This window comes from Rothia gullae (assembly GCF_024294905.1).
GTDB lineage: Bacteria > Actinomycetota > Actinomycetes > Actinomycetales > Micrococcaceae > Rothia.
In genome coordinates, this window is record NZ_JANCOC010000005.1 from 102,034 (window position 1) to 123,048 (window position 21,015).

14 protein-coding genes are annotated in these 21,015 nt (G+C 58.2%); 5 read left to right on the forward strand and 9 right to left on the reverse strand.

Annotated elements, in window-relative coordinates; translation table 11 throughout:
- Positions 1 to 12 precede the first annotated feature (12 nt).
- From NML54_RS04690 to NML54_RS04715, 6 genes are all read right to left on the reverse strand, one after another.
- Positions 13 to 1,470 carry a mycothione reductase gene (locus tag NML54_RS04690; RefSeq protein ID WP_254756185.1) on the reverse strand — a complete coding sequence of 486 codons (1,458 nt, stop codon included), beginning with the start codon at positions 1,468 to 1,470 and terminating at the stop codon, positions 13 to 15.
- A 287-nt stretch (positions 1,471 to 1,757) separates the two neighbouring features.
- Positions 1,758 to 2,570 (reverse strand): ParA family protein, encoded by an 813-nt coding sequence (locus tag NML54_RS04695; RefSeq protein WP_254756187.1) that lies wholly within the window; start codon positions 2,568 to 2,570, stop codon positions 1,758 to 1,760.
- Positions 2,571 to 2,775: 205 nt separating this feature from the next.
- Entirely contained in the window at positions 2,776 to 3,420 is a 645-nt protein-coding gene (locus tag NML54_RS04700; RefSeq protein WP_254756189.1) for a MerR family transcriptional regulator, read from the reverse strand.
- A gap of 730 nt (positions 3,421 to 4,150) precedes the next feature.
- Positions 4,151 to 4,924: a transcriptional regulator FtsR gene (gene ftsR, locus NML54_RS04705; RefSeq protein ID WP_254756192.1), complete on the reverse strand. Its 774-nt coding sequence runs from the start codon at positions 4,922 to 4,924 to the stop codon at positions 4,151 to 4,153.
- A 595-nt stretch (positions 4,925 to 5,519) separates the two neighbouring features.
- A complete protein-coding gene (gcvH, locus tag NML54_RS04710) occupies positions 5,520 to 5,912 on the reverse strand; it encodes a glycine cleavage system protein GcvH (protein ID WP_254756194.1) in 393 nt (130 codons plus the stop codon).
- 334 nt (positions 5,913 to 6,246) lie between these two features.
- Positions 6,247 to 9,738, reverse strand: a complete 3,492-nt coding sequence (locus NML54_RS04715) for a bifunctional proline dehydrogenase/L-glutamate gamma-semialdehyde dehydrogenase (RefSeq protein WP_254756196.1) — start codon at positions 9,736 to 9,738, stop codon at positions 6,247 to 6,249.
- Positions 9,739 to 10,248: 510 nt separating this feature from the next.
- Between NML54_RS04715 and NML54_RS04720 the strand changes: the two genes are divergently transcribed.
- Positions 10,249 to 11,175 carry a LysR family transcriptional regulator gene (locus NML54_RS04720; RefSeq protein ID WP_254756198.1) on the forward strand — a complete coding sequence of 309 codons (927 nt, stop codon included), beginning with the start codon at positions 10,249 to 10,251 and terminating at the stop codon, positions 11,173 to 11,175.
- Between the two features lie 180 nt (positions 11,176 to 11,355).
- Here the strand turns inward: NML54_RS04720 and NML54_RS04725 are convergent, their stop codons facing one another.
- The 3 genes from NML54_RS04725 to NML54_RS04735 all read right to left on the reverse strand — a co-directional run bounded on the left by NML54_RS04725 (position 11,356) and on the right by NML54_RS04735 (position 14,755).
- A complete protein-coding gene (locus NML54_RS04725) occupies positions 11,356 to 12,159 on the reverse strand; it encodes a transcriptional initiation protein Tat (protein WP_254756200.1) in 804 nt (267 codons plus the stop codon).
- Between the two features lie 11 nt (positions 12,160 to 12,170).
- The gene (locus NML54_RS04730) at positions 12,171 to 13,547 is read right to left on the reverse strand and encodes a 6-pyruvoyl tetrahydrobiopterin synthase (RefSeq protein WP_254756202.1); all 1,377 of its coding nucleotides are present in this window, start codon (positions 13,545 to 13,547) and stop codon (positions 12,171 to 12,173) included.
- A 260-nt stretch (positions 13,548 to 13,807) separates the two neighbouring features.
- Positions 13,808 to 14,755 (reverse strand): sugar-binding transcriptional regulator, encoded by a 948-nt coding sequence (locus tag NML54_RS04735; protein WP_254756204.1) that lies wholly within the window; start codon positions 14,753 to 14,755, stop codon positions 13,808 to 13,810.
- Between the two features lie 122 nt (positions 14,756 to 14,877).
- On the opposite strand from NML54_RS04735, the gene NML54_RS04740 reads away from it, so the two are divergent.
- From NML54_RS04740 to NML54_RS04755, 4 genes are all read left to right on the forward strand, one after another.
- Positions 14,878 to 16,623 (forward strand): glycerol-3-phosphate dehydrogenase/oxidase, encoded by a 1,746-nt coding sequence (locus tag NML54_RS04740; RefSeq protein ID WP_254756206.1) that lies wholly within the window; start codon positions 14,878 to 14,880, stop codon positions 16,621 to 16,623.
- Positions 16,624 to 16,980: 357 nt separating this feature from the next.
- The gene (locus tag NML54_RS04745; protein ID WP_254756208.1) at positions 16,981 to 17,778 is read left to right on the forward strand and encodes an MIP/aquaporin family protein; all 798 of its coding nucleotides are present in this window, start codon (positions 16,981 to 16,983) and stop codon (positions 17,776 to 17,778) included.
- A 43-nt stretch (positions 17,779 to 17,821) separates the two neighbouring features.
- On the forward strand, positions 17,822 to 19,378 hold the full coding sequence (gene glpK, locus NML54_RS04750) for a glycerol kinase GlpK (protein WP_254756210.1): 1,557 nt from the start codon (positions 17,822 to 17,824) through the stop codon (positions 19,376 to 19,378).
- Positions 19,379 to 20,246: 868 nt separating this feature from the next.
- Entirely contained in the window at positions 20,247 to 20,858 is a 612-nt protein-coding gene (locus tag NML54_RS04755) for a methylated-DNA--[protein]-cysteine S-methyltransferase (protein ID WP_254756212.1), read from the forward strand.
- Positions 20,859 to 21,015: the final 157 nt, after the last annotated feature.

The following is a 21,015-nucleotide window of genomic DNA, read 5'->3' on the forward strand; positions in this document are numbered from 1 at the left end:
ATCTAGCCGTTGTTAGTTGGCGGGCTCGTCGAATTCCAGGCCGAGCAGCGCGTTCTCAACGATTTCAGTCAGTGCCGGGTGAATCCAGTACTGGCCGCGTGCGAGGGTGCGCGCATCCATGCCGAAGCTCATTGCCTGCAGTAGCGGCTGGATGAGCACGGAGGACTCTTCACCAACCAGGTGCGCACCGAGCAGCTCGCCGTTGTCCTTGCGGGCAATCAGCTTGCACAGGCCAATCTTGTCTTCCATTGCCCAGCCGTAGGCGGTGTCACCAAAGTTCTGTGCCTTGACGGTGATCTCAAAGCCTCCACGCTCAGCGGCCTGGCGCGCCTGCTCTTCGGACATGCCGGCCACGGCAATCTGAGGGTTGGTGAAGACCGCGCCGGGTACGTAGCGGTGGTCGCTGGCGCGCAGGTCCTCGGGGTGGCTGAGGTTGTGCTGCACAACGCGGGCCTCGTGGTTTGCCACGTGCTTGAGCTGGTAGCGGCTGGACACGTCCCCGAGGGCGAAGACGCCGGGTACGGGTGCGCCGTTGTAGAGCACGCGCTGGTACTTATCGACGCTAAGCTGACCGCCGTCCTGCACATCGAAGTAGTTCTTTGCGTTGAGGGTGTCGGTGTTGGGGCGGCGACCGGTTGCTACGAGCACAGCGTCTGCCGGGATTTCGAGCAGTTCTTCACCGTTCTCGGTGGTGTGCTTCGCTACGACGGTTACGCTGCCGTCGGCGTTTTCACGGATTTCGGAGAGGGACGCATCCTTGACGATGTTCCACTGCTTGCTTGCGGCTTCTTCGAAGCGTTCCACGACCTCTTCATCCATGCCGCGCAGCAGGCGGGAGGAGCGGTTCAGCTGGGTTACTTCGGTGCCGAATGCGGAGAAAACGTGGGAGAATTCTGCCGCAATCACGCCGCCGCCGATGACGACCATGCGGGCGGGCAGTTCGTCCAGGCGCATGACGTTGTCGTTGGTGTAGACCTTGGAGGAGTCGATACCGGGCACGGGAGGCAGCACGGCGCGCGAACCTGCCGCAACGACGATCTGGCGGCCCTGCAGGCGGGTGCCGTCGGTCAGCTCAACGGTGTGGGAGCCTACGAAGCGTGCGTACTGGTCGTAGAAGTCGACGTTGGGCAGGCCGGCACGCCAGTCACGGCCGCCCGCAGAAATCTGGTCGATGCGGGAGGCAAAGATGCGGTCACGAATCTGTGCCCAGTGCACGGCGTCTACGTGTGCGTCGACGCCCAGGTGCTTGACCTCGCGGGTCTTCTGCGCGATAGTCGCCGGGTAGACGTACATCTTGGTGGGGATGCAGCCAACGTTCAGGCAGGTACCACCGAAGATACCGCCGTCGATGAGGGCTACCTTCTTATCGTCCCATTCGGGGCCGATGAGGCTATTGCCGGATCCGGAGCCGATGACGATTAGGTCGTATTGTGCTACGCCGTCAATGCGTTCTACGTTCTCGATGCTCATGTGGTCCTCTCGTGGTTAGTGTTGAGGCTGGTCTCGTTCCCAGCGTGCCCCTCAATCGCGGGGATATTTCTGTTACTGCCACTATAACGTGTACGGGCGGCACGCTATTCCCGCTATCTGGCATCAATGTTGACAGATAAGCGAAAGTGCGCCGTCCCAAAGAACCACAGCACTGAGAACACAGCACTGAGAACACAGCGGTTCTTTGAGAAGACGCACTTAATCGTTGAAACCTCAAGCGTTGAAACTATGTGAGCCCGCGGATTAGTGACGCGTAGAGTCTGCGCTTAGAGGTCTGCCATAAGCCCAGCCAGCAGGCGGGTGAAGTCAATGGCGGGATCAACCGATTCTTCGTCGGGCCAAAAATGAATCGGGTACGCGGCACCCTGGGCGCGCTGCAGCACGGGGCTTTCAGCGAGCACGGGTTCTGCCATGAGCTCGCCGAAGAGGGAACGCATTTCGTCGCATCGGTAGCGGTGTTCGCTGTCGTTGGGGCGCATCTTGTTGATAACTACTCCCGTGCCGTCAATACTGATGCCGCTTTCCTGCTGAAAGCGCACGATGGCGCGCAGGGTTCGTTCGGTGCCCGCCACGGAGAAGATGGAGGGCTCTGCGACCGAGAGGATGCGTTCGCTAACCGCCCAGCCCATCGAAGACAGGGTTCCGAGGAACGGTGGGCAGTCGATCAGGATGACGTCGTAGGCGTCCGCTGCCGTCTCCACCATGCGCTTGAATCGGCGGATGAACGGCGCGGCTTCCTGCCGGTCCACGAGGGTGGAACGAGCCGAACCGCGTGCCACCTTCACGCTACCGGTGGTCGCGGGGTTATTGGTCAGCAGGGTGGGCTTGCCGACGAGCGAGTTCCAGGAGGAATTACCGGCTTCCTCCACGAAGGCGCGCTTATTGGAGCTGGCAATTAGGGAGGCGACGTCGGGGATGGTTTCATCCACTGCCAGGCCGGTGCTGGCATCGCCGTGGGGGTCGAGGTCAATAACGAGTGTGGAGAATCCGCTGTGCAATGCCGCGGAGGTGAGCCCCAAAGTGATGGACGTTTTGCCGACGCCACCTTTAAGACTGCTGATACTGACGATGCGGGGCATGCAGGTCCCTTTTTTGAGTGAGGTGTAATGCCACTTTATTTTAGCGAATCTTCGCTTTTCTTCTGGCTCTGACAGGGGTGTATCTTGAATTTTTTTCTCAAGTGAGCATTGAACGTTCCCTCGGGTTTAAAACTTCTGCCCGTGCTCGCCACCCGATAGGTAGTGAGCACGGGCAGATTCAAGATACGTGGTTTAGGCCTGTGCTTTATGCTTGTGCACGGCGGGCACGGCGGGCGGCGAGTTCGTCACCTTCGAAGTTTTCGTGCATTTCTTCGCCGGGCTGACCGTTGAGGTTCATTTCGATTTCGCGCCAGACGCGGCCAATCGCGATACCGAAGACGCCCTGACCTGCCTGAACCAGGTCGATGACCTCGCTCGGGGAGGTGCATTCGTAGACGGTGGTGCCGTCACTCATCAGGGTGATGTTCGCGAGGTCATCAATGCCGCGAGTACGCAGATGCTCAATGGAGGTGCGAATCTGCTGCAGGGATACGCCGGTGTCAAGCAGTCGCTTCACAATCTTGAGTACGAGCACGTCGCGAAAGCTGTAGAGGCGCTGGGTACCGGATCCGGAGGCGCCACGCACGGTGGGTACGACCAGGTCGGTGCGTGCCCAGTAGTCGAGCTGGCGGTAGGTAATGCCGGCTGCCTTGCAGGCGACGGCGCCGCGGTAGCCGAGGTTTTCCTCGACGACAGAGACAGGGTCGGTGAAGAGTACGCCCTGTTCACCACGCGGAGGCGGTGCAACAGGGAAGAGGGTGTCGAAGCCTTCCAGAGGCTGGTCAAAGCCCTGGGGTGCGTGCGTGGTTGCGGCTTCGCCTGCATATTCGACTACCTGCTGCTCTAGCACGGTCCCTCCTTTTCGTTAAACCCTTTTAAGTGCTTCACCGCGCCCCATCAAATGCGGTCGATATCGTTCCGGTGTAGACCCGATTCTCGGGGTGAGATTCTCAGCGGGAGATTCTAGGGATACGCCGTAGAATCTACATCTATGATTCGCGCGGCTTCCCTCTGCGAGATTGGCTACGCGGTTTTCAATACTACACATTGGTTCGACTATTCGATTCGTAGAACACGACTCGATGTGCGACCGATGCGCGATAGGCGCGGTTGTTCAATCTATTTTAACTGATAGAAGGCTCTACTTAAAATTGAACCCACCGAAGCGAATGATCTTTTCAGATTCGTTTTTGCCTCATTAACGCCCTGTAGGGGTGCTCCTCCCCCGGTATTCATTCGCTTTTTCTGCGTATCCACCCCGCAAGAGTTTAAAAAGTAAATGCGTACAGATAGGTAGTCCGTACGCATTTACAGCTGATTTGAGTGAACAGCCTTGGCAGGCCGGGAGCCCCCTGGTGAGAAAGCTCTTCGTGTTGGACGAAGGGGTAGAAATTCCGAGCGTGCCAGCATCGGCTTCGTCCAAATCTAGAGGCCGCTACCCGTTGGTAAGGGGGTAGGGACTATAGAGGGAATCACCGTGGTCAGCAGTGTTTCCCGAGGGAAAACCCCGTTCGAGGTGCGGTAGAACCGCTGAGATTTTACGAACGGCAGGCTGTCCGGTAGCCTGCGTCTTCGTTCTCCTACTCGTAGGTAGGCATCGCCGATTCGACGAGAGTTGCGTGCAGTTGCAGGCACAACTTGCGAATCTTGTTGGCTCGTTCCTGCGCTTGAGCCTGGGAGGCTGCGTCGCGGCGCGAGGCCAACGGAGCCACCGCAATTTCAACGAGGGAAATTTCGCGGTCTGCCGCAGACTTAAATGCACGCAGGTGGCGGGGCTGGATGCCGTGCTGGGTCAGTTCTGCACTAACGCGGGCAATCAGCACATCGTAATCGGTGTACTCCACATCCGAACCGTCTTCGAGCAACCCAAAGTCAATCAGCTCGCGAATCAGTTCAGAGGTGGCGTTAGCGTATTCTGCCAGCTCGCGGAGAGTGTAGGTGCGACCTTCCTGCTCGTTCGGGCCGAGTACGGTGTCTAGCACGTCTTCGCTTACGGTGGCAGGCATGGAGTTCAGTACGCGACCGGTTTCCAGATCCTCCAGGTGCTGACGGATTACCTTCAGCGGCATGTAGTGGTCGCGCTGCATGGTGAGGATGTAGCGCAAGCGCTCAATATCCCTCTGGGAGTACTTGCGGTAACCGGTTTCGGTACGGCTGGGGTGTACGAGACCGCGCTCTTCCAGGAAGCGAATCTTGGAGGCGCTAATTCCGGGGAACTCCAGGTCAAGCTGGCTAAGAACCTGACCAATGGTCCGGCTCTTAACGTCACGCGGGTTACGGTCAGAGCCGCCGTTCTCCACGTCCTCTAGTTGAACCTCAACGTTAGTGAGGTTCTCATCGATGCGTGAGGTCATCTATGTCTTTCGGGTACTTGTTCGGTCGATGACGATACTCGCCGTAGTTGAGTGAATGGCTCGTTCCCCCTGGCAGGGGTTATCGCAGCACACCGAACATCTTTGCTTAGTGTTGAGAGTATGATAGATAAGTTTAGTTGTTTATCACGAAATGATAAACCGCAAACCTTCGAGACAATCTTATAGCCTCACAAGGCATTTTGCTATTCAGTTCATCCTTTTCAGGACTGTTTCAAACCCAAAAATAACCACATATTCAGTCACTTTGAAGTAGAAACAATACCAATTCTAGCAAATTTTCAGCTCAGTGAACAAAGTTTTCCAGCATTGGACTGTTTTACAGGTCAAATTTTGACTTCTCGCAATAGTTGAAGTTTTCATCACATTTAACTTAAAAGAGGCTCCCACTTGGGGTTTAGTCATCCTTTAAGCCCTCTTAGTGAATTCCTTCGCCTTCAAGGCGAACCTTAAATCCGCCCAGCTATTTGCGTTTGTGTGCGTTTTAAAAGAAAAACGGCGAGACCAATCGGTCTCGCCGTCTCACCACTACATACCTCTTATCCGAGGGCTATAGAAGGTTTTAGAGTCTATCGACTTAGAGCTTGTCCAGCTCAGCCTTGTACGCCTCTGCATCCAGCAGGTTCGCCAGGTCATCAGCGTTCTCGGGACGAATCTCCACAATCCAGCCCTCGCCGTAGGGGTCAGAGTTAACCAGGGCGGGATCATCTTCCAGGCCCTCATTCACTGCAACAATCTCGCCCGTAATGGGAGCGAAAAGATCAGAGACAGACTTGGTGGACTCAATCTCACCGAAGCTATCCTCAGCAGCTACAGAGTCGCCGACAGAGGGAAGGTCGACGTAGACGACGTCACCCAGTGCGTCCTGAGCGTGATCGGTAATACCAACACGTACGGTGCCCTCAGCGGTGAGAGCGGAAACCCACTCGTGCTCAGAAGTGTAAGAGAGTTCTGCGGGAACGTTGCTCATAGCAGCGGTGTCCTTTCAGTGTGTTCTTGCGTAGCGCGGACCGTCCCGCGCACGGTGTCGTTCCGTATGTGGGATGACGGAACGTCCTACACCAATTATCACATAAGAAGTAACGCGGGGCACGTCCAAACACCCCCGTACCATTTCTATGACACTATATTTTCCTTGTCCTATCTAATCGCTCAACAATCACCCCCTTCCCAAGACCCTAGAAGCACCCCTATTACTCGCCTCCAGCAGACAGCCATCAGACACACCAAAAGGCTCAGGGCCCCGCACCATGAAGGTGCAGGACCCTGAGCCTTAGGCTAGAGAGCTAAACTCTCACAGCGCCTTAGCGGGAAGAAATGACGCGCTCGGAGAAGCGGTTCGGGTTACCGAAACGGTGTGCGGTAATCGAAACAGCCTGCTCGCGGAGGAAGGGCAGCATCTCGATACGGCCAGCCTCGGTGACCGGTGCGAAGTACACTGCAACATCCGGGCGACCGCCCAGTGCCGAGTAGATGGACTTCTCATCGTTACCGATGTAGCGGATACGGGTGCCTTCCAGCGGGGTACCAGCCAGTGCGCGAACCGGGGTCTTAGCGTTCGAAGCCAGGTACTCGCGGAACTGAGCGTCCGACTTGACTTCGTACTTGATGCCCTTGTTCTCGAGGACACCACGGACGTCGACCGGCAGATCCTTACCGACGGACAGAGCAACCGGTGCGTTAGCTGCCAGACCGGCAAGCACAACGCGCAGGGTCTCTGCTGCGGATGCGGACTCGTCTGCACGAACCAGAACCTGGGTGGGTACGTAGCGCAGGATGTTGCGCTCCACGCCCAGCTTCGAGGGATCGTGGCCGAAGCCGAACTCGGTGTCCCAAGCGTGTGCGTCAGAGGAGACACCGCGCTTGATGAATGCGAAGTCCTCACGCTTGCCCAGCTCGGAGTTCTCGATGGTAGCCAGGGTCTCGCGGACGGTCACGGACTGGGTGACAGCGGTTGCGGTTGCCTGTGCGGGCTCCCAATCGGACAGAGCGATCAGGTAGCTGGGGCCACCAGCCTTGGTACCGGAGCCAACGGTGGACTTCTTCCAACCACCGAAGGGCTGACGCTGAACGATTGCACCGGTAATTGCACGGTTGACGTACAGGTTACCTGCCTGGACCTTGGAGAGCCACAGCTCGAGCTCGTCAGCATCCAGCGAGTGCAGACCTGCGGTCAGGCCGTAATCGGGTGCGTTCTGCAACTCGATTGCCTCTTCCAGGGTGTCAGCGGTCATGACGCCCAGGATGGGGCCGAAGTACTCGGTCATGTGGTACTCGGAACCGGGCTTGACGCCTTCGCGAACACCGGGGCTCCAGAGGCGACCGGTCTCGTCCAGTTCCTTGGGCTGAACGAGCCAACGCTCACCCGGGCCGAGGGTGGTCAGACCGCGCAGCAGCTTCTCTTCCGGCTTCTGAACAACGGGGCCCATCTCGGACTCGATGTCCTGCGGGTGCGCCACGTGCAGGGAGTTGACGGAGTCAAGCAGCTGACGGCGGAAACGCTCGGACTGTGCCACGGAGCCAACCAGGATGACGGTGGAGCCAGCGGAGCACTTCTGACCTGCGTGACCGAATGCGGAGTAGACGACGTCCTTGACGGCGAGGTCAATGTCAGCGTTCGGGGTGACGATGATTGAGTTCTTACCCGAGGTCTCACCGAACAGGGGCAGGTCATCACGCCAGGAGCGGAAGAGCTCAGCGGTCTCGTAACCACCGGTCAGGATCAGGCGGTCAACCTCGGGGTGCGAGATGAGCAGCTTGCCTGCAGCGCGGTCAACAACCTTGACGAGCTTCAGAACTTCCTTGGGAACGCCTGCATCCCACATGATCTCTGCGATGAGGGCACCGGTGCGAGCGGTGATGGTTGCGGGCTTGAAGATGACAGCAGAACCTGCAGCCAGACCTGCCAGAACACCACCGGCGGGGATAGCGGTCGGGAAGTTCCACGGGGGAACAACCAGGGTCAGGTCAACGGACTTGGGCTTTGCGCCGTCGATCTTCTCGAGGTCCTCAGCCAGCATTGCGTAGTAGTATGCGAAGTCGATTGCCTCGGAGACCTCGGTGTCGCCCTGCTCCAGGGTCTTGCCAGCCTCAGCTGCCATAACCTCCAGCAGGTCACCGCGGCGCAGTGCGATAGCCTTACCGACCTTGCGCAGAATCTCTGCACGCTCGTGGCCGGAGAGCTTGCCCCATGCCTTGCCAGCCTCTTCGGTTTCCTTGATCAGCTTCTCAGCCTCAGCCTCGCTGGTCAGCTCGTTAGCCTTGAGGGTGTCGATGCCCAGCTTGGTGGTCTTGGAACGCTCGAGGATTGCGCGGCCCCACTCACGGTTACCTGCCAGTGCGGGGTCGGTGTCGGGGGTGTTCTCGAAGCGGCCTGCCGGTACGAAAACGTTGTCCTCGTTCTCGGTCAGACGGTTCTGAGTGCGCTTGGATGCGGGAACCTCGTCGGTGACGGAGTTCAGCGCACGCATGAAGCGGTCCTCTTCGCGCTTGAAGATGGACTCGTCGGTTGCCAGGTCGAAGATACCGGACATGAAGTTCTCGGAGGAAGCGTTCTCCTCGAGACGACGGATCAGGTATGCGATAGCAACGTCGAATTCCTTGGGGTTCACGACGGGCACGTACAGCAGCAGGTGACCAACGCGGCGGCGAATAATCTCTGCCTGCTGCTCAGCCATACCAATCAGCATCTCGAACTCGACGCGGTCCTTCACGCCGCGGTCCTCGGAGAGCAGCAGTGCGAAAGCAACGTCGAAGAGGTTGTGGCCTGCAATACCGAGGCGAATGTTCTTCACGTGCTCGGGGCGCAGTGCGTAGTCCAGAACGCGCTTGTAGTTGGTGTCAGCAGCCTGCTTGGTGTCCCAGGTGGTCAGCGGCCAGCCGTGCATAACAGCTTCCACGATTTCCATGGAGAGGTTTGCACCCTTAACCAGGCGGACCTTGATACCTGCGCCGCCAGCAGCAACGCGCTTTGCGGACCACTCCTGCAGGTGCTGCATTGCAGCCAGGGTGTCGGGCAGGTATGCCTGGAGCACGATACCGGCTTCCAGGTCCTTCAGGTGGGGCTGGTCAAGGATCTTGGTGAACACCTCAATGGTGAGGTCGAGGTCCTTGTACTCCTCCATGTCCAGGTTGATGAACTTCTTGGGGGAGGTGGATGCAGCCAGCTCGTACAGCGGGGTCAGGCGGCGAACAGCGGTCTCAACGACCTCGTCGAATGCCCAGTGCTGGTGGGGGCCAGAAACAGCGGACACCTTGATGGAGACGTAGTCAACATCGTCACGTGCCAGCAGGCGCTTAGTCTCAGCCAGGCGGTGCTCTGCTTCCTTGTCACCCAGAACTGCCTCACCGAGCAGGTTGACGTTCAGGCGGTTACCGGTCTTAGTCAGCTCTGCAATTGCGTCGCCCAGCTTCTCCTCGGAAGCGTCGACGATGAGGTGACCAACCATCTCGCGCAGCACGCGGCGTGCAACGGGAACGGTGGGCCATGCAACCTTGCCAGCCAGCTTGCCACCGAAGCCAACAGCGGACTTCATGTACCAGGGCAGGAAGGAAGGTGCCAGGCCGGAAATACGGGAAAGGTTGCGGCCGGAGACATTGTCGTCTTCGGGGCGAATAACGCCATCAACAAAGCCGACGGTGAAGGGAAGACCATTGGGGTCCTTCAGAACACCGGCGAGCTGCTCAGCCGCGAAGGTGGGCTTGATCGACTGGGACTCGTTTACCCACTGGCGAACAAGCTGACGAGCTTCCAGAGCCATCTTCTGGTAGTGCTCAGATGCGAAAGGATGGGTCATCCTTGACTCCTAACTATCTTACTGTGTGCGGTGCACACCACGTTTGGCGATGTCTCTATTTCACCACAAAAAGGTAATAAATACCTCATTAGAAAAACTGAATGTTTTTTCCAAAATCCATTTAGTTTCTCTAAATGATTATGTGCCGCGGTTCCCGCCCAGCAACCCTCTGAACACCGAGCCCAAAGAGAAGAAACGAAGACCATAGCAACATCGCTATCCATCCCTCTCAGGCTAGCACTTTCAGAAAGCAAATACCGAACCCACTTCGTAACAATCGAACACTTCAAAACCATTCCTAAAGCATCTTCGACTCTAAGAATCATCACATTCACACAAAATACCAGCCACACAAGCCAACATGCCTACCCGAGGTTCCCGCCGTCTCAAAAAGAGGTGCAACAAAGCCCACGCGGTACCATAGACAAGAGTCCACGATGAGAGACGCACCACGGAAGAGCTCAGCGGCATAATCTGCAGAACAACCGGGCGCACCAGGGAGGAAATAACGTGTCAATCTACGACATTCGACGCATGCAAATGCTCCTCGAAATCCAAGAACGAGGCACCGTCATCGCTGCCGCAGAAGCCCTCAGCCTCACCCCCTCCGCCGTCTCCCAGCAGATTGCCACCCTCGAAAAAGAAACCGGCACCCCCTTGTTGCAGCGCATCGGCAGGCGCGTACAGCTCACCAGTGCCGGACTCATCATCGTCGACAGCGCCCGCAGTATCCTGCGCGAGCTCGACCGCATGCAAACCTCCGTCGCCAACCTCACCGGCGAACCGGCAGGCATGGTCCGCCTCGCCATCTTCCAGTCCGCGGCCTTCGCCCTGCTACCGGAAACCCTCAGCTACCTTGCCGAACACGCCCCCTCGCTCACGCTGCAGGTACTGCAAATCGACCCCGAAACCGGAACCTCCCTGACCCGAAGCCGCGAATACGACATGGTGCTCTCCGAAGCCTACCCGCACCATCACATCCCCGAATACCCCGAACTACATTCCGAGCTACTCACCGAAGACCCGCTCAGCCTCATCGTGCCAAGCACCTCCACCATCACCTCAATCGAGGAGGCACACGCACTGCCCTGGGTCCTGGAAATGGAGCAGAACACCTCCCGCAGCTGGGCACTCAACCAGTGCCGCACCGCGGGATTCGAGCCGGTCATCCGCTACAGCGCCAATGACATGATCACGAACTCCAACCTCGTCAAGGCAGGATTCGCCGTCACCATCGTGCCCGGCTTCATCCTCTCCTCCCTCTCCACCACCGAGGGGCTACGCATCGTAGAGCTACCCGGCAAGCCCTCCCGCAAAATCTTTACCGCCGTACGCCAAGAGTCCGCCGCCAACCCCGCCATCGCCATGGTGCGCGAAGCACTGCACCACGCGGTGCAGGTGGCATTTGGCGAACACGACAGGACCGAAACCGCATAAGAAAAAATAACTGCCGCCCACGCCGGCAGACTGGACAAGGCAAAGGTCGGGGCCGTTCCCACGAACGACCCCGACCTTTCAATATATCTTTTTGAACAGGCGCCTATATATAGAGGTATAAAAACACACAACGGAGCCGCTCCCCCGCCGTGCCCATCCTTCACAGGGTCAGCTCAACTGCTAGTTCAGCGAAGCAACCACAGCCGAGCTCTGCACCTCGTAGAACGAAGAAGACGAACCAGCCGCCGCCATATCCAGCGCAGCGCTCACATGAACCTGCTTCAACGCTGAACCGGCAACACCCGAAGCCACCTGATAATTCAGCTGAACGTCCAAGCGGTGACCGCGAGGAATAGCAGTGCGCAACTCCAGAACGTTCTCGCTGCCAGCACCAGCCTGACCGGTCTGCTCGCTACGGCGCACCGCATCAAGATTCAGAGCATCCACAGGAGCCACCAGAGCCGAAGCACCCAGGCTACCCGAAGGCAGCACCGCCTGACCCGAGGTAACACGAAAAGTCACCGCAGGGTTCAACAGCAAACCAGTCTTCGGGTCCTGCGCGCGAGCACGCACCATCAGGCGTGTACCCACCGGTAGCGTCGAATTACCCTCATTAATAATGCTCAGGCGAGTCGGCAGATTCCGGAAAGCAACAGTACGTGCCGGCTGACTCAGCAAAGACACAGCCTGTACCCCGTTAGCAGCCTTCAACTCCAGGCGGATGCACGACTCGTTATAGCGCATCGGAACCTGCACCAGCGCAGAACTCGCCGCGCCGCCGTGCTGTCTACCGCCGTGCAGACCGCGCTGCCCGCCGCGCTGCCCGCCAGGACGCTGGGTCACAGGGTTCACGCGAGCGCGCTTACCGCCCGAACGAGTTGCCGCCTCCGCAGCACTCACGCCGCCAGCTACCAGGGCAGCCGAAGCGCCCACAACCTTCAACGCGGTACGGCGAGAAGCCTTCATCAGATTATTCTTAGTCATTTTCTACTCCCCTAAGCCTTCGCGATACGGTACACGCCGCTAATCGTACCCTGCCACCAGGTGCCGTAACGGTCAATCGTGCCCACCATCTGCAGGGTGTCACCACCGCCAAGCAGCAGGCTCACATGCTGAGGCAGGCGCTGCTCGTGCATCGTCTTACCGGTTTCCATGTCCAGCGCGACAGCCCAAGCGTAAGCACCATTCGCCAAACCAGCCGGACCGCGGCGACGCTCACAGGTGTAAATCAGACCGTCAGCGGTGGAATAGCGAGGAACAGCCGAAGAGTACACATCCTTACGGTCCCAAATCTTACGCAGACCGCGGTCGGTAATATCCCAACGCTCCATACCGGGAGCAAAAAGTGCATTCGCAGGAACCGACGGGCCGGCACCCTCCGGGTACTTCGGGTAGGGGTAGCCGTAGGTGCTTGCACCGACCATCGTGTTACCCACGCCGATCATAGAATTCTCAGTGCCAGAGGTACCGGCAGTAAACAGGCCGGCGCTACCGACCTTCGCACCGTTATCGGTGCGGTACACAATTACCGATTCCTGAGTATCAGAGTTATCGGTCAGCATCACGTAATCCGAACCGTTCGGACCAAAGAACGTCGGGGAGGCGCCGGATCCCCACGCGAGCTTACCGGGCTTGCGGGCGCTACCTCGATCGTACGCATGCCACCACTTGAGAGTGGGCGCGCCGGTTGCGGTAGCATTCAGCATATAAATAGCGTGGGAAGTCACCACACTCACACCCTGCGGGCACGCCGAAATCGAGTTATCGATACGTTCACCCGCAATCGACGCCTTATTCAGGCGCATTGAACGAATCGTGCCGCGGGCAGAATCGATCACCGCAATGTAGCCGTTCTTCGTCGCAACCCAAATGCGGCCGGACCAGTCGGGCACCAGACCAACCACAGCGTCATTGGCACTCTGCGCGAGCATGCGGCTCAGGTCAATACGCTCATCAACCCGGATACTGTGTCCGTCAGCAGAGTGGGAGAGGCGCAGCAGGCACTGAGAGCCATCCACCAGAACCATGCGGTCCTCCGCGTCAAGGTAGGCATACACGCCACCGAGCAGTGCCCCCTTCGGGATGTCCAAGTGAGAGAGCTCGCGGCCGGTATGCGGGTCAAGGATAGAGAGCTTCGGGGTGATGAACTCGCCGTGGGCGAAGACCTGGGTGCAGAGCACCTGAATGAAGCCGTCACGTCCAGCAAGGATCGTCGGGCAGGCGCCGCCAAGCTTCGTGCCGGTAATCTTCCAATTGCCTGCGCCGGGGCCGGCAAGAGGAGTAGCGTCGGAAGACTGGGCATCACCGTGCATGGTGGTAAGTCCGGGTGCGCCCAGGTGCGGATTCGCCTGGGCGTTATAGGTGGGGGTCATGGATGGATCTTTCTAACGGTAAGTGGCGCAGACCTTCAATAGATTCAACGGAGTGCACTAATATGCACTTTCACATGCGCAAACGTTTCATATTGTAGGGTCAGAAAGCAGTTTTGACGACATTAAAGGTCACCTTGAAATATTGTTCAGGCGACGCTTGAGAGCTTCACCAGGAAAGCTCTCAACACTACCCTTTCAGATTCAAGGTGCCCTTTTACCCCATAGCCACGGACTCTCGAACTCGAGGCGATTATTTTTAGCTATTTCTCCATGAGCGCCTTTGCCAGGGCATCATCAAGAACCAAGTCGGTAATAGCACCCGTACGCAATGCACCGCGCAAAGCACGCACACGGTGAGTACCGGATGCAACGCAAATACGGCGCGGAATACGAGCCAGCTCCTTCGGAGTCGGACCGGACGCACGCTTATTCAGTTCCAAATCAGCCCATGAGCCGTCCTCACGCAGAAGAATCGTGCACATATCCCCCACAACACCCAACTCACGTAACTGACGCTGCTCCTGCGCCTCAAAATAGCCACCCGAATACACGTGAGAAGGAATAGGCCCGCCAAAAGCACCCACGCCAAAAATAGCAAGGTCAACATTCTGCTGGGCATGCAGATTCTTCTGCACGCTACGCTCACGCCACATGGCAGTCTTCGTGTCCGCGTAGTCAAAGAACGCAGGAACCGGAAAATGGATAGTCTGCGCATCATAAGCATTCACCAGCTGCCCCAGCAAGGAACCCAAGTACGGAATACCCGAATGGTGCGCGTTACCGGCACCGTTCAGCTGAACCACCGTCACGCCCTTCAGAGGACGACGCGGCAGATGACGAGAAATCTCAGTCATCGTTGAACCCCACGCCACACCCAGACTCGTTCCATTGTCGACCAGAGAATCAAGCATCGCCGCCGCGGTGCGGGATACCTGACTCATACGGGCAATGGGTGTGGCGTCCGAACGGATATTCACGAGAGTAACGCGCACCTTATAGCGCTCGCCGATGCAGCGCTCCAGTTCATTGCGGGTACGGAATGACTCATCCAGACGAATCTGCACCATGCCGCTCTCACGAGCACTTTTAAGTAGACGCGACACAGTGGCACGGGAAACTCCCAGACGGGCCGCGATAGCGTCCATCGTCATGTTGTGGATGTAGTACAGTTGCGCCGCCTCGTAAGTGTGGTTAGTGCGTTCTTTCATCAACCCCAGACCCCCAGTGAAAATCCGTTCAAGCTACTTGGCTATTATTTCACCATTGGGTTTTACTATTTGCAAGATGAAACCCCACGCCGCGCACGCGGCAAGACAGGAAAGAGCACCACATGAGCTCCCAGCACATTGCACAGCAGTCCCAGCTGACCGCTGAGTCCCGCGCCAAGGCACTCAAGAGCATGGTCAACGAAGAACTCGACATCCTGGTCGTCGGCGGCGGCATCACTGGTGCAGGTATTGCCCTCGACGCAGCAACCCGCGGCCTGCGCACCGGCATCGTCGAAGCAGGTGACTGGGCAGCAGGCACCAGCGCATGGTCCTCCAAGCTCGTTCACGGCGGCCTGCGCTACCTCTACAACCTCGACTTCAAGCTCGTGACCGAAGCTCTCACCGAACGCGGCCTGCTGCTGAACAAGATTGCACCCCACCTCGTGCACGCACAGCCCTTCCTGTGGCCCCTGAAGATGCCCGTCATCGAGCGCGCATACTCCGCAATCGGCATCGGCATGTACGACACCCTGGCGTTCCTCGGCTCCCGCGGCAACAAGGGCGTCCCCTCCCAGCGTCACTTCACTAAGGCCGGCACCAAGACCGTCTTCCCCGACATCAAGGACTCCGCATTCAGCGGCGCAATCCAGTTCTACGATGCACGCGTTGACGACGCACGCCTCGTCATCGACGTCGTCCGCACCGCTGCAGGCTACGGCGCACTGGCTGCATCCCGCACCCAGGTTGTCGGCTTCACCAAGGACGCATCCGGCCGTGTCATCGGCGCAGAGCTGGCAGACCTGGAGACCGGCGAGCGCCTGAATGTGCGCGCAAAGCACGTCATCAACGCAACCGGCGTGTGGACCGAAGAATCTGAGTCCCTTGCTAACCCCGATGGTGGCCTGGAGGTTCTGGCATCCAAGGGCATCCACATCGTGGTTCCCCGCGACCGCATCAACGCAACCAGCGGTATCTTCACCAAGACCGAGAAGTCCGTTCTCTTCATCATCCCCTGGCAGCGTTACTGGATCATCGGCACCACCGACACCCCCTACGCCGAGGACCGCGAGCGCCCCGTCGCGACCAGCAAGGACATCGACTACGTCCTGATGCAGGCTAACAAGCTGATCGCTAACCCGCTGACCCGCGAGGACATTATCGGCACCTACACCGGTCTGCGCCCGCTGTTGCAACCCAAGGTCAAGGACGGTGCAGCATCCACCAAGGTTTCCCGCGAGCACACCGTGACCGAGGTTGCACCCGGTATGAGCGCCATCGCAGGCGGCAAGCTCACCACCTACCGTGTCATGGCTGCCGATGCTGTCGACTTCGCACTGGGCGAGCAGGCTAAACAGAACCCCTCCGTAACCGCAACCATCGGCCTGGTCGGCGCAGACGGCTACCACGCGATCGCTGCTAACCGTGCACGCTACGCAGAGCGCTACGGCTGGGATGAGGACCGTATCACCCACCTGCTTGAGCGTTACGGCGCGCAGATTGAGGACCTCGGCGCTCTCATCGACGCTGACCCCTCCCTCGGTACTCCCCTGGCTAAGGCACCCCAGTTCCTGCGTGCAGACGTTGTCTTCGCTGTCCGCTACGAGGGTGCCCTGCACCTGGAGGACGTTCTGGTCCGCCGCGTACGCCTCGACCTCGAGCAGCGCGACCGCGGCCTGGCAGCAGCAGACGAGATCCTCACCATTATGCGTGCCGAACTCGGCTGGGACGACAAGAAGGTCAAGGAGGAACTCGACCTCTACGCAGCACGCGTTGCAGCAATGCGCGAGGCAGAGTCCACCTCCACCGACGCTGAGGCATCGGCAAAGATTGAGGCTGTCACCCCCGTGGCACCTCGTGTGAAGCTCTAATCCTTAGAGATTCCGCGTACCTTTTGTAACCGATTACTTGGTACGAACCGACCATTCGCCCCTCACCGGTATGGGCTAACTCATATTTTTCGGTGAGGGGTGGACGGAGGGTTAAATAACCGTTTAGGGTAAACCCACTGCACAAGAAGCAGAGCGCTAAATACGGGGCTAACCCACAGTGCAGTCTGCTTCCCGTTCAGACATTCAACCAATATTTTTTGTAGCAACCGCTACACATTTCAGCACAGCGTTGTGCCCCCCCCCCCAAAAAAAAACCGCATTGCGGGGAGGACGGCACAGGAACAAACAAGCATCGGTTCGCTTGCCTTCCAGACGCTTCGTCTTCAAGGAGCATCAATGTCTCTTCTTGCTTCCTCAGGAACTGTACTTGCAGCCGGTTCATCCGCACTCGTGGATGCGTCCGGGGCCCCCACCCCCCTCGGAATCTTCGCTTCCGAATTCTTCGGCACCTTCATCCTGATTCTGCTCGGTGCCGGCGTATGTGCCGCAGTGACCCTCAAGAAGTCCTACGCTAAGGACGCAGGCTGGGTTGTTATCACCTTCGGTTGGGGTCTGGCAGTGTTCACCGCCGTATACCTCTCCTTCCTCTCCGGTGCACATCTGAGCCCCGCTGTGACCGTTGGCCTGGCAACTGCAGGCCTCGACCTGGCAACTGGCGTTCCCGCAACCGCAGGCAACATCGCCCTGTACATCGTCGCTCAGGTTCTGGGCGCAATGGCCGGCGCAATCGGTGCGTACCTCACCTACAAGAAGCACTTCGATGAGGACCCGGGCGACCGCCTCGGCATCTTCGCAACCGGCCCCGCCATCAAGTCCTACGGCTGGAACTTGCTCACCGAGATTATCGGCACCTTCGTCCTGATTGGCTGGATCATCGCATCCGGTAAGACCCCCGCCCAGATTGGCCCCTTGGCTGTTACCCTGGTCGTTGTTTCTATCGGTATGAGCCTTGGTGGCGCAACCGGTTACGCTATCAACCCCGCACGTGACCTCGGCCCCCGTATCGCCTACACCTTCCTGCCTATCCCCGGTAAGACCGGTTCCAACTGGTCTTACGCATGGGTTCCGGTTGTTGGCCCGATTATCGGCGCAGTCCTCGCTGGCCTGATTGTTCCGGCTGTTCTGCCCCTCTAAACCTCTCTAATAACCCCCGTTCTTTTGTTCTAAGGAAAAATCAATGACGACTTCTCTGCACTCCGCAACCCTCAACGTCGAGCGCAAGTACATCCTCTCCATCGACCAGGGCACCACCAGCTCCCGCGCGATCCTGTTCAATAAGGCAGGCGAGAACGTAGCGCACGGTCAGCTCGAGCACGAGCAGATCTTCCCCAAGGCAGGCTGGGTCGAGCACAACGCAACCGAAATTTGGCAGAACGTCCGTAAGGTCGTAGCAACCGCTATGGCAAACGGCGAAGTAAACCACCACGAAATCGCTGCAGTCGGCATCACCAACCAGCGTGAAACCACCGTCGTGTGGGACAAGAACACCGGTGAGCCCGTCTACAACGCAATCGTCTGGCAGGACACCCGCACCCAGGAAATCGTTGAAGAGCTCGCAGGCGAAGAGGGCGTTGGCAAGTACCACGACATCGTCGGTCTGAACCTCTCCACCTACTTCTCCGGCCCCAAGATCAAGTGGATCCTGGACAACGTTGAAGGCGCACGCGAGCGCGCAGAACGCGGCGACCTGCTCTTCGGCAACACCGACACCTGGCTGGTCTGGAACCTGACCGGTGGTGTTGATGGCGGTGTTCACGTCACCGACGTAACCAACGCATCCCGTACCCTGCTGATGAACATCCGCACCCTCGAATGGGATCCGCAGATCGCTGCAGACATGGGTATCCCCATGAGCATGCTGCCCGAAATCAAGTCCTCCTCCGAGGTGTACGGATTCGGCCGCGCAACCGGTCTGCTCGCAGGCACCCCCATCGCGGGTATCCTGGGCGACCAGCAGGCTGCAACCTTCGGTCAGGCTTGCTTCGAGAAGGGCATGGCGAAGAACACCTACGGTACCGGTAACTTCATGCTCATGAACACCGGCAACGAGCCCGTCTTCTCCAACAACGGTCTGCTGACCACCGTCGCATACAAGATTGGCGACGCTGCTCCCGTCTACGCTCTGGAAGGCTCGGTCGCAATGAGCGGCTCCCTGATCCAGTGGCTGCGCGACAACCTGCGCATGATTGAGCACGCTGCAGAGTCTGAGGAACTGGCTACCTCCGTCAAGGACTCCGGTGGCTGCTACGTTGTTCCTGCATTCTCCGGCCTGTTCGCACCGCACTGGCGTTCCGACGCTCGCGGCGTCATCGTTGGTCTGACCCGCTACGTGAACCGTGCACACATCGTGCGTGCGGCGCTGGAAGCAACCGCATTCCAGACCCGCGAGGTTCTGGACGCAATGAACGCTGACTCCGGTGTTGAGCTCTCCGAGCTGCGCGTGGACGGCGGCATGACCGCTAACGAGTTCCTCATGCAGTTCCAGGCTGACATCCTCGGCGTTCCCGTGATTCGCCCGAAGGTTGTTGAGACCACCGCTCTGGGCGCAGCATACGCTGCAGGTATCGCTGTTGGTTTCTGGACCGGCGAGCAGGACGTTGTGGACAACTGGGCTGAGGACAAGCGCTGGCTGCCCTCCATGGAGCCCGCAGAGGTTGACCGCCAGTACCGCCTGTGGAAGAAGGCTGTCTCCCGCACCCTCGAGTGGGTTGACGAGGACGTTCCGACCGCCTAATCGCAGCACCCGTTGCCTAACGGCACGGCCCGCGTACTAGCGAAGCCCCGACTGTTTCTCCCCCGCTATGGGGTTGAAGTAGCCGGGGCTTTTCGCTGTTTTATAACGCTCAATTCAGCGTTTATTGCGGCGTAATTTCTACAAAAATTAGTGCTGGGGTACCGTTGGTTTTTGTAAATTTGGTATCTTCCGCCAATCACCTGGTGCGGTGTTGTTCGTGAGGTGTCAGTACCACACAGGACGCGTACGCGACATATTCATGCGCTGTCCTGACAGGAGTCGATAGTTCGCGCTGATACTTTATTTACGCTCCCGTCCGCTGTGGTGCTTCACGTACCGCTGCGGACAGACTTTTATCTCTTGTTACTGGGTTCCCTGCGTTAACGATGAGTGGGGTTCGCTTTTCGTGTTGCTGTTCTCGCTGTAAAAATCACTAGTTTTATGCCCCTTGATGAGATACCCGTTCACATGTTGTGTGGGGTTGGTCTAACAGCGTTTGTATACCTTTGATGTCCACTTCAAGTGCCGCATCATAGATATATAGGCTTATTGATTCTATTCTGACCGCCGAAGATGGCAGTTAGTTACGCATCTGCACCACACGGAGCGTAATTCTGATAGAGCGTAATTCTGACGGGGCAGCCGCTAAGTAGCGTACTTCTCTTCCTCCTCTTGAGGCTCAGGCAAAATTGTCAGGGCGTCCTGAGATGTTTCAACGGCGGTGCATACATCTCATATATAGCGGTTAGTTATAGACAAAACCCGCTACGGGTACGGTACGGAGGCGCCCCTCCCCTATGATGGTTGAAAGGGATATTTACCTCTAATACCATCTGCAGTACACGCCCAGGAGCCAACGAGGAAGAGCATGACCAAAGCGACCGATTCGCAGCAGCAGCCGGAAGCGCTCGCACGCTGGTACACTCACTATTCGAGCCCCGTCGGCGTGCTCTACCTTGCCGCCCGTGCGGATGCGATTGTGGGCATCTGGTACGAGGATCAGGCGCACTTCCCGCTCCCCCATGAGCTTGGTGGGCTGATTGAGAATCCTGACGCCTATCTGCGCGAGCACGGCGTTACAAATGGTGAAGAGCCAGCCGGTGAGTATGCTGCGGCACGGCTGCTGTCGCGTGCTGAGGCAGAGCTCTCCGAGTATTTTGACCGCAAGCGCACTTCTTTTACGTTGCCGCTAGATCCTGAGGGCACCGATTTTCAGCTGATTGTGTGGGAGCATCTGAAGACTGTTCCTGCCGGGTACACCACCACTTACGGCGAGATTTCGCGCGCGGTTGGCCCCGGTGCTCCGGCGCAGGCTGTGGGGCAGGCGGTCGGCCGCAATAAGGTTTCTATTATGATTCCATGTCACCGCGTTATTGGTGCTGATGGTAGTTTGACCGGCTACGCTGGCGGGGTTGAGCGTAAGCAGTTCCTCCTCGATCTGGAGGAGCCGGAAGAGGTGCGGGAGGCACGGCTCTTCTAGCGATGTCACCCGGCGGTGATTGAAACTTGTCAGAGGGCGGAGCGTGCATCGGATGCGGGCTCTGCCCTCTGTCGTACCTATTTTCGGTTTCGTTGCTCTGCACCACGACACATAATCGAATATACTTGCGATTTAATTACGCTAGAGCTACTGTTTA

Excerpts from the sequence above, each read along its gene's own strand:
- NML54_RS04690 (WP_254756185.1), bottom strand. The coding sequence starts at position 1,470 with ATGAGCATCGAGAACGTAGAACGCATTGACGGCGTAGCACAATACGAC.
- NML54_RS04695 (WP_254756187.1), bottom strand. The coding sequence starts at position 2,570 with ATGCCCCGCATCGTCAGTATCAGCAGTCTTAAAGGTGGCGTCGGCAAA.
- ftsR (WP_254756192.1), bottom strand. The coding sequence starts at position 4,924 with ATGACCTCACGCATCGATGAGAACCTCACTAACGTTGAGGTTCAACTA.
- gcvH (WP_254756194.1), bottom strand. The coding sequence starts at position 5,912 with ATGAGCAACGTTCCCGCAGAACTCTCTTACACTTCTGAGCACGAGTGG.
- NML54_RS04715 (WP_254756196.1), bottom strand. The coding sequence starts at position 9,738 with ATGACCCATCCTTTCGCATCTGAGCACTACCAGAAGATGGCTCTGGAA.
- NML54_RS04725 (WP_254756200.1), bottom strand. The coding sequence starts at position 12,159 with ATGACTAAGAATAATCTGATGAAGGCTTCTCGCCGTACCGCGTTGAAG.
- NML54_RS04730 (WP_254756202.1), bottom strand. The coding sequence starts at position 13,547 with ATGACCCCCACCTATAACGCCCAGGCGAATCCGCACCTGGGCGCACCC.
- NML54_RS04735 (WP_254756204.1), bottom strand. The coding sequence starts at position 14,755 with ATGAAAGAACGCACTAACCACACTTACGAGGCGGCGCAACTGTACTAC.
- NML54_RS04740 (WP_254756206.1), top strand. The coding sequence starts at position 14,878 with ATGAGCTCCCAGCACATTGCACAGCAGTCCCAGCTGACCGCTGAGTCC.
- NML54_RS04745 (WP_254756208.1), top strand. The coding sequence starts at position 16,981 with ATGTCTCTTCTTGCTTCCTCAGGAACTGTACTTGCAGCCGGTTCATCC.
- glpK (WP_254756210.1), top strand. The coding sequence starts at position 17,822 with ATGACGACTTCTCTGCACTCCGCAACCCTCAACGTCGAGCGCAAGTAC.
- NML54_RS04755 (WP_254756212.1), top strand. The coding sequence starts at position 20,247 with ATGACCAAAGCGACCGATTCGCAGCAGCAGCCGGAAGCGCTCGCACGC.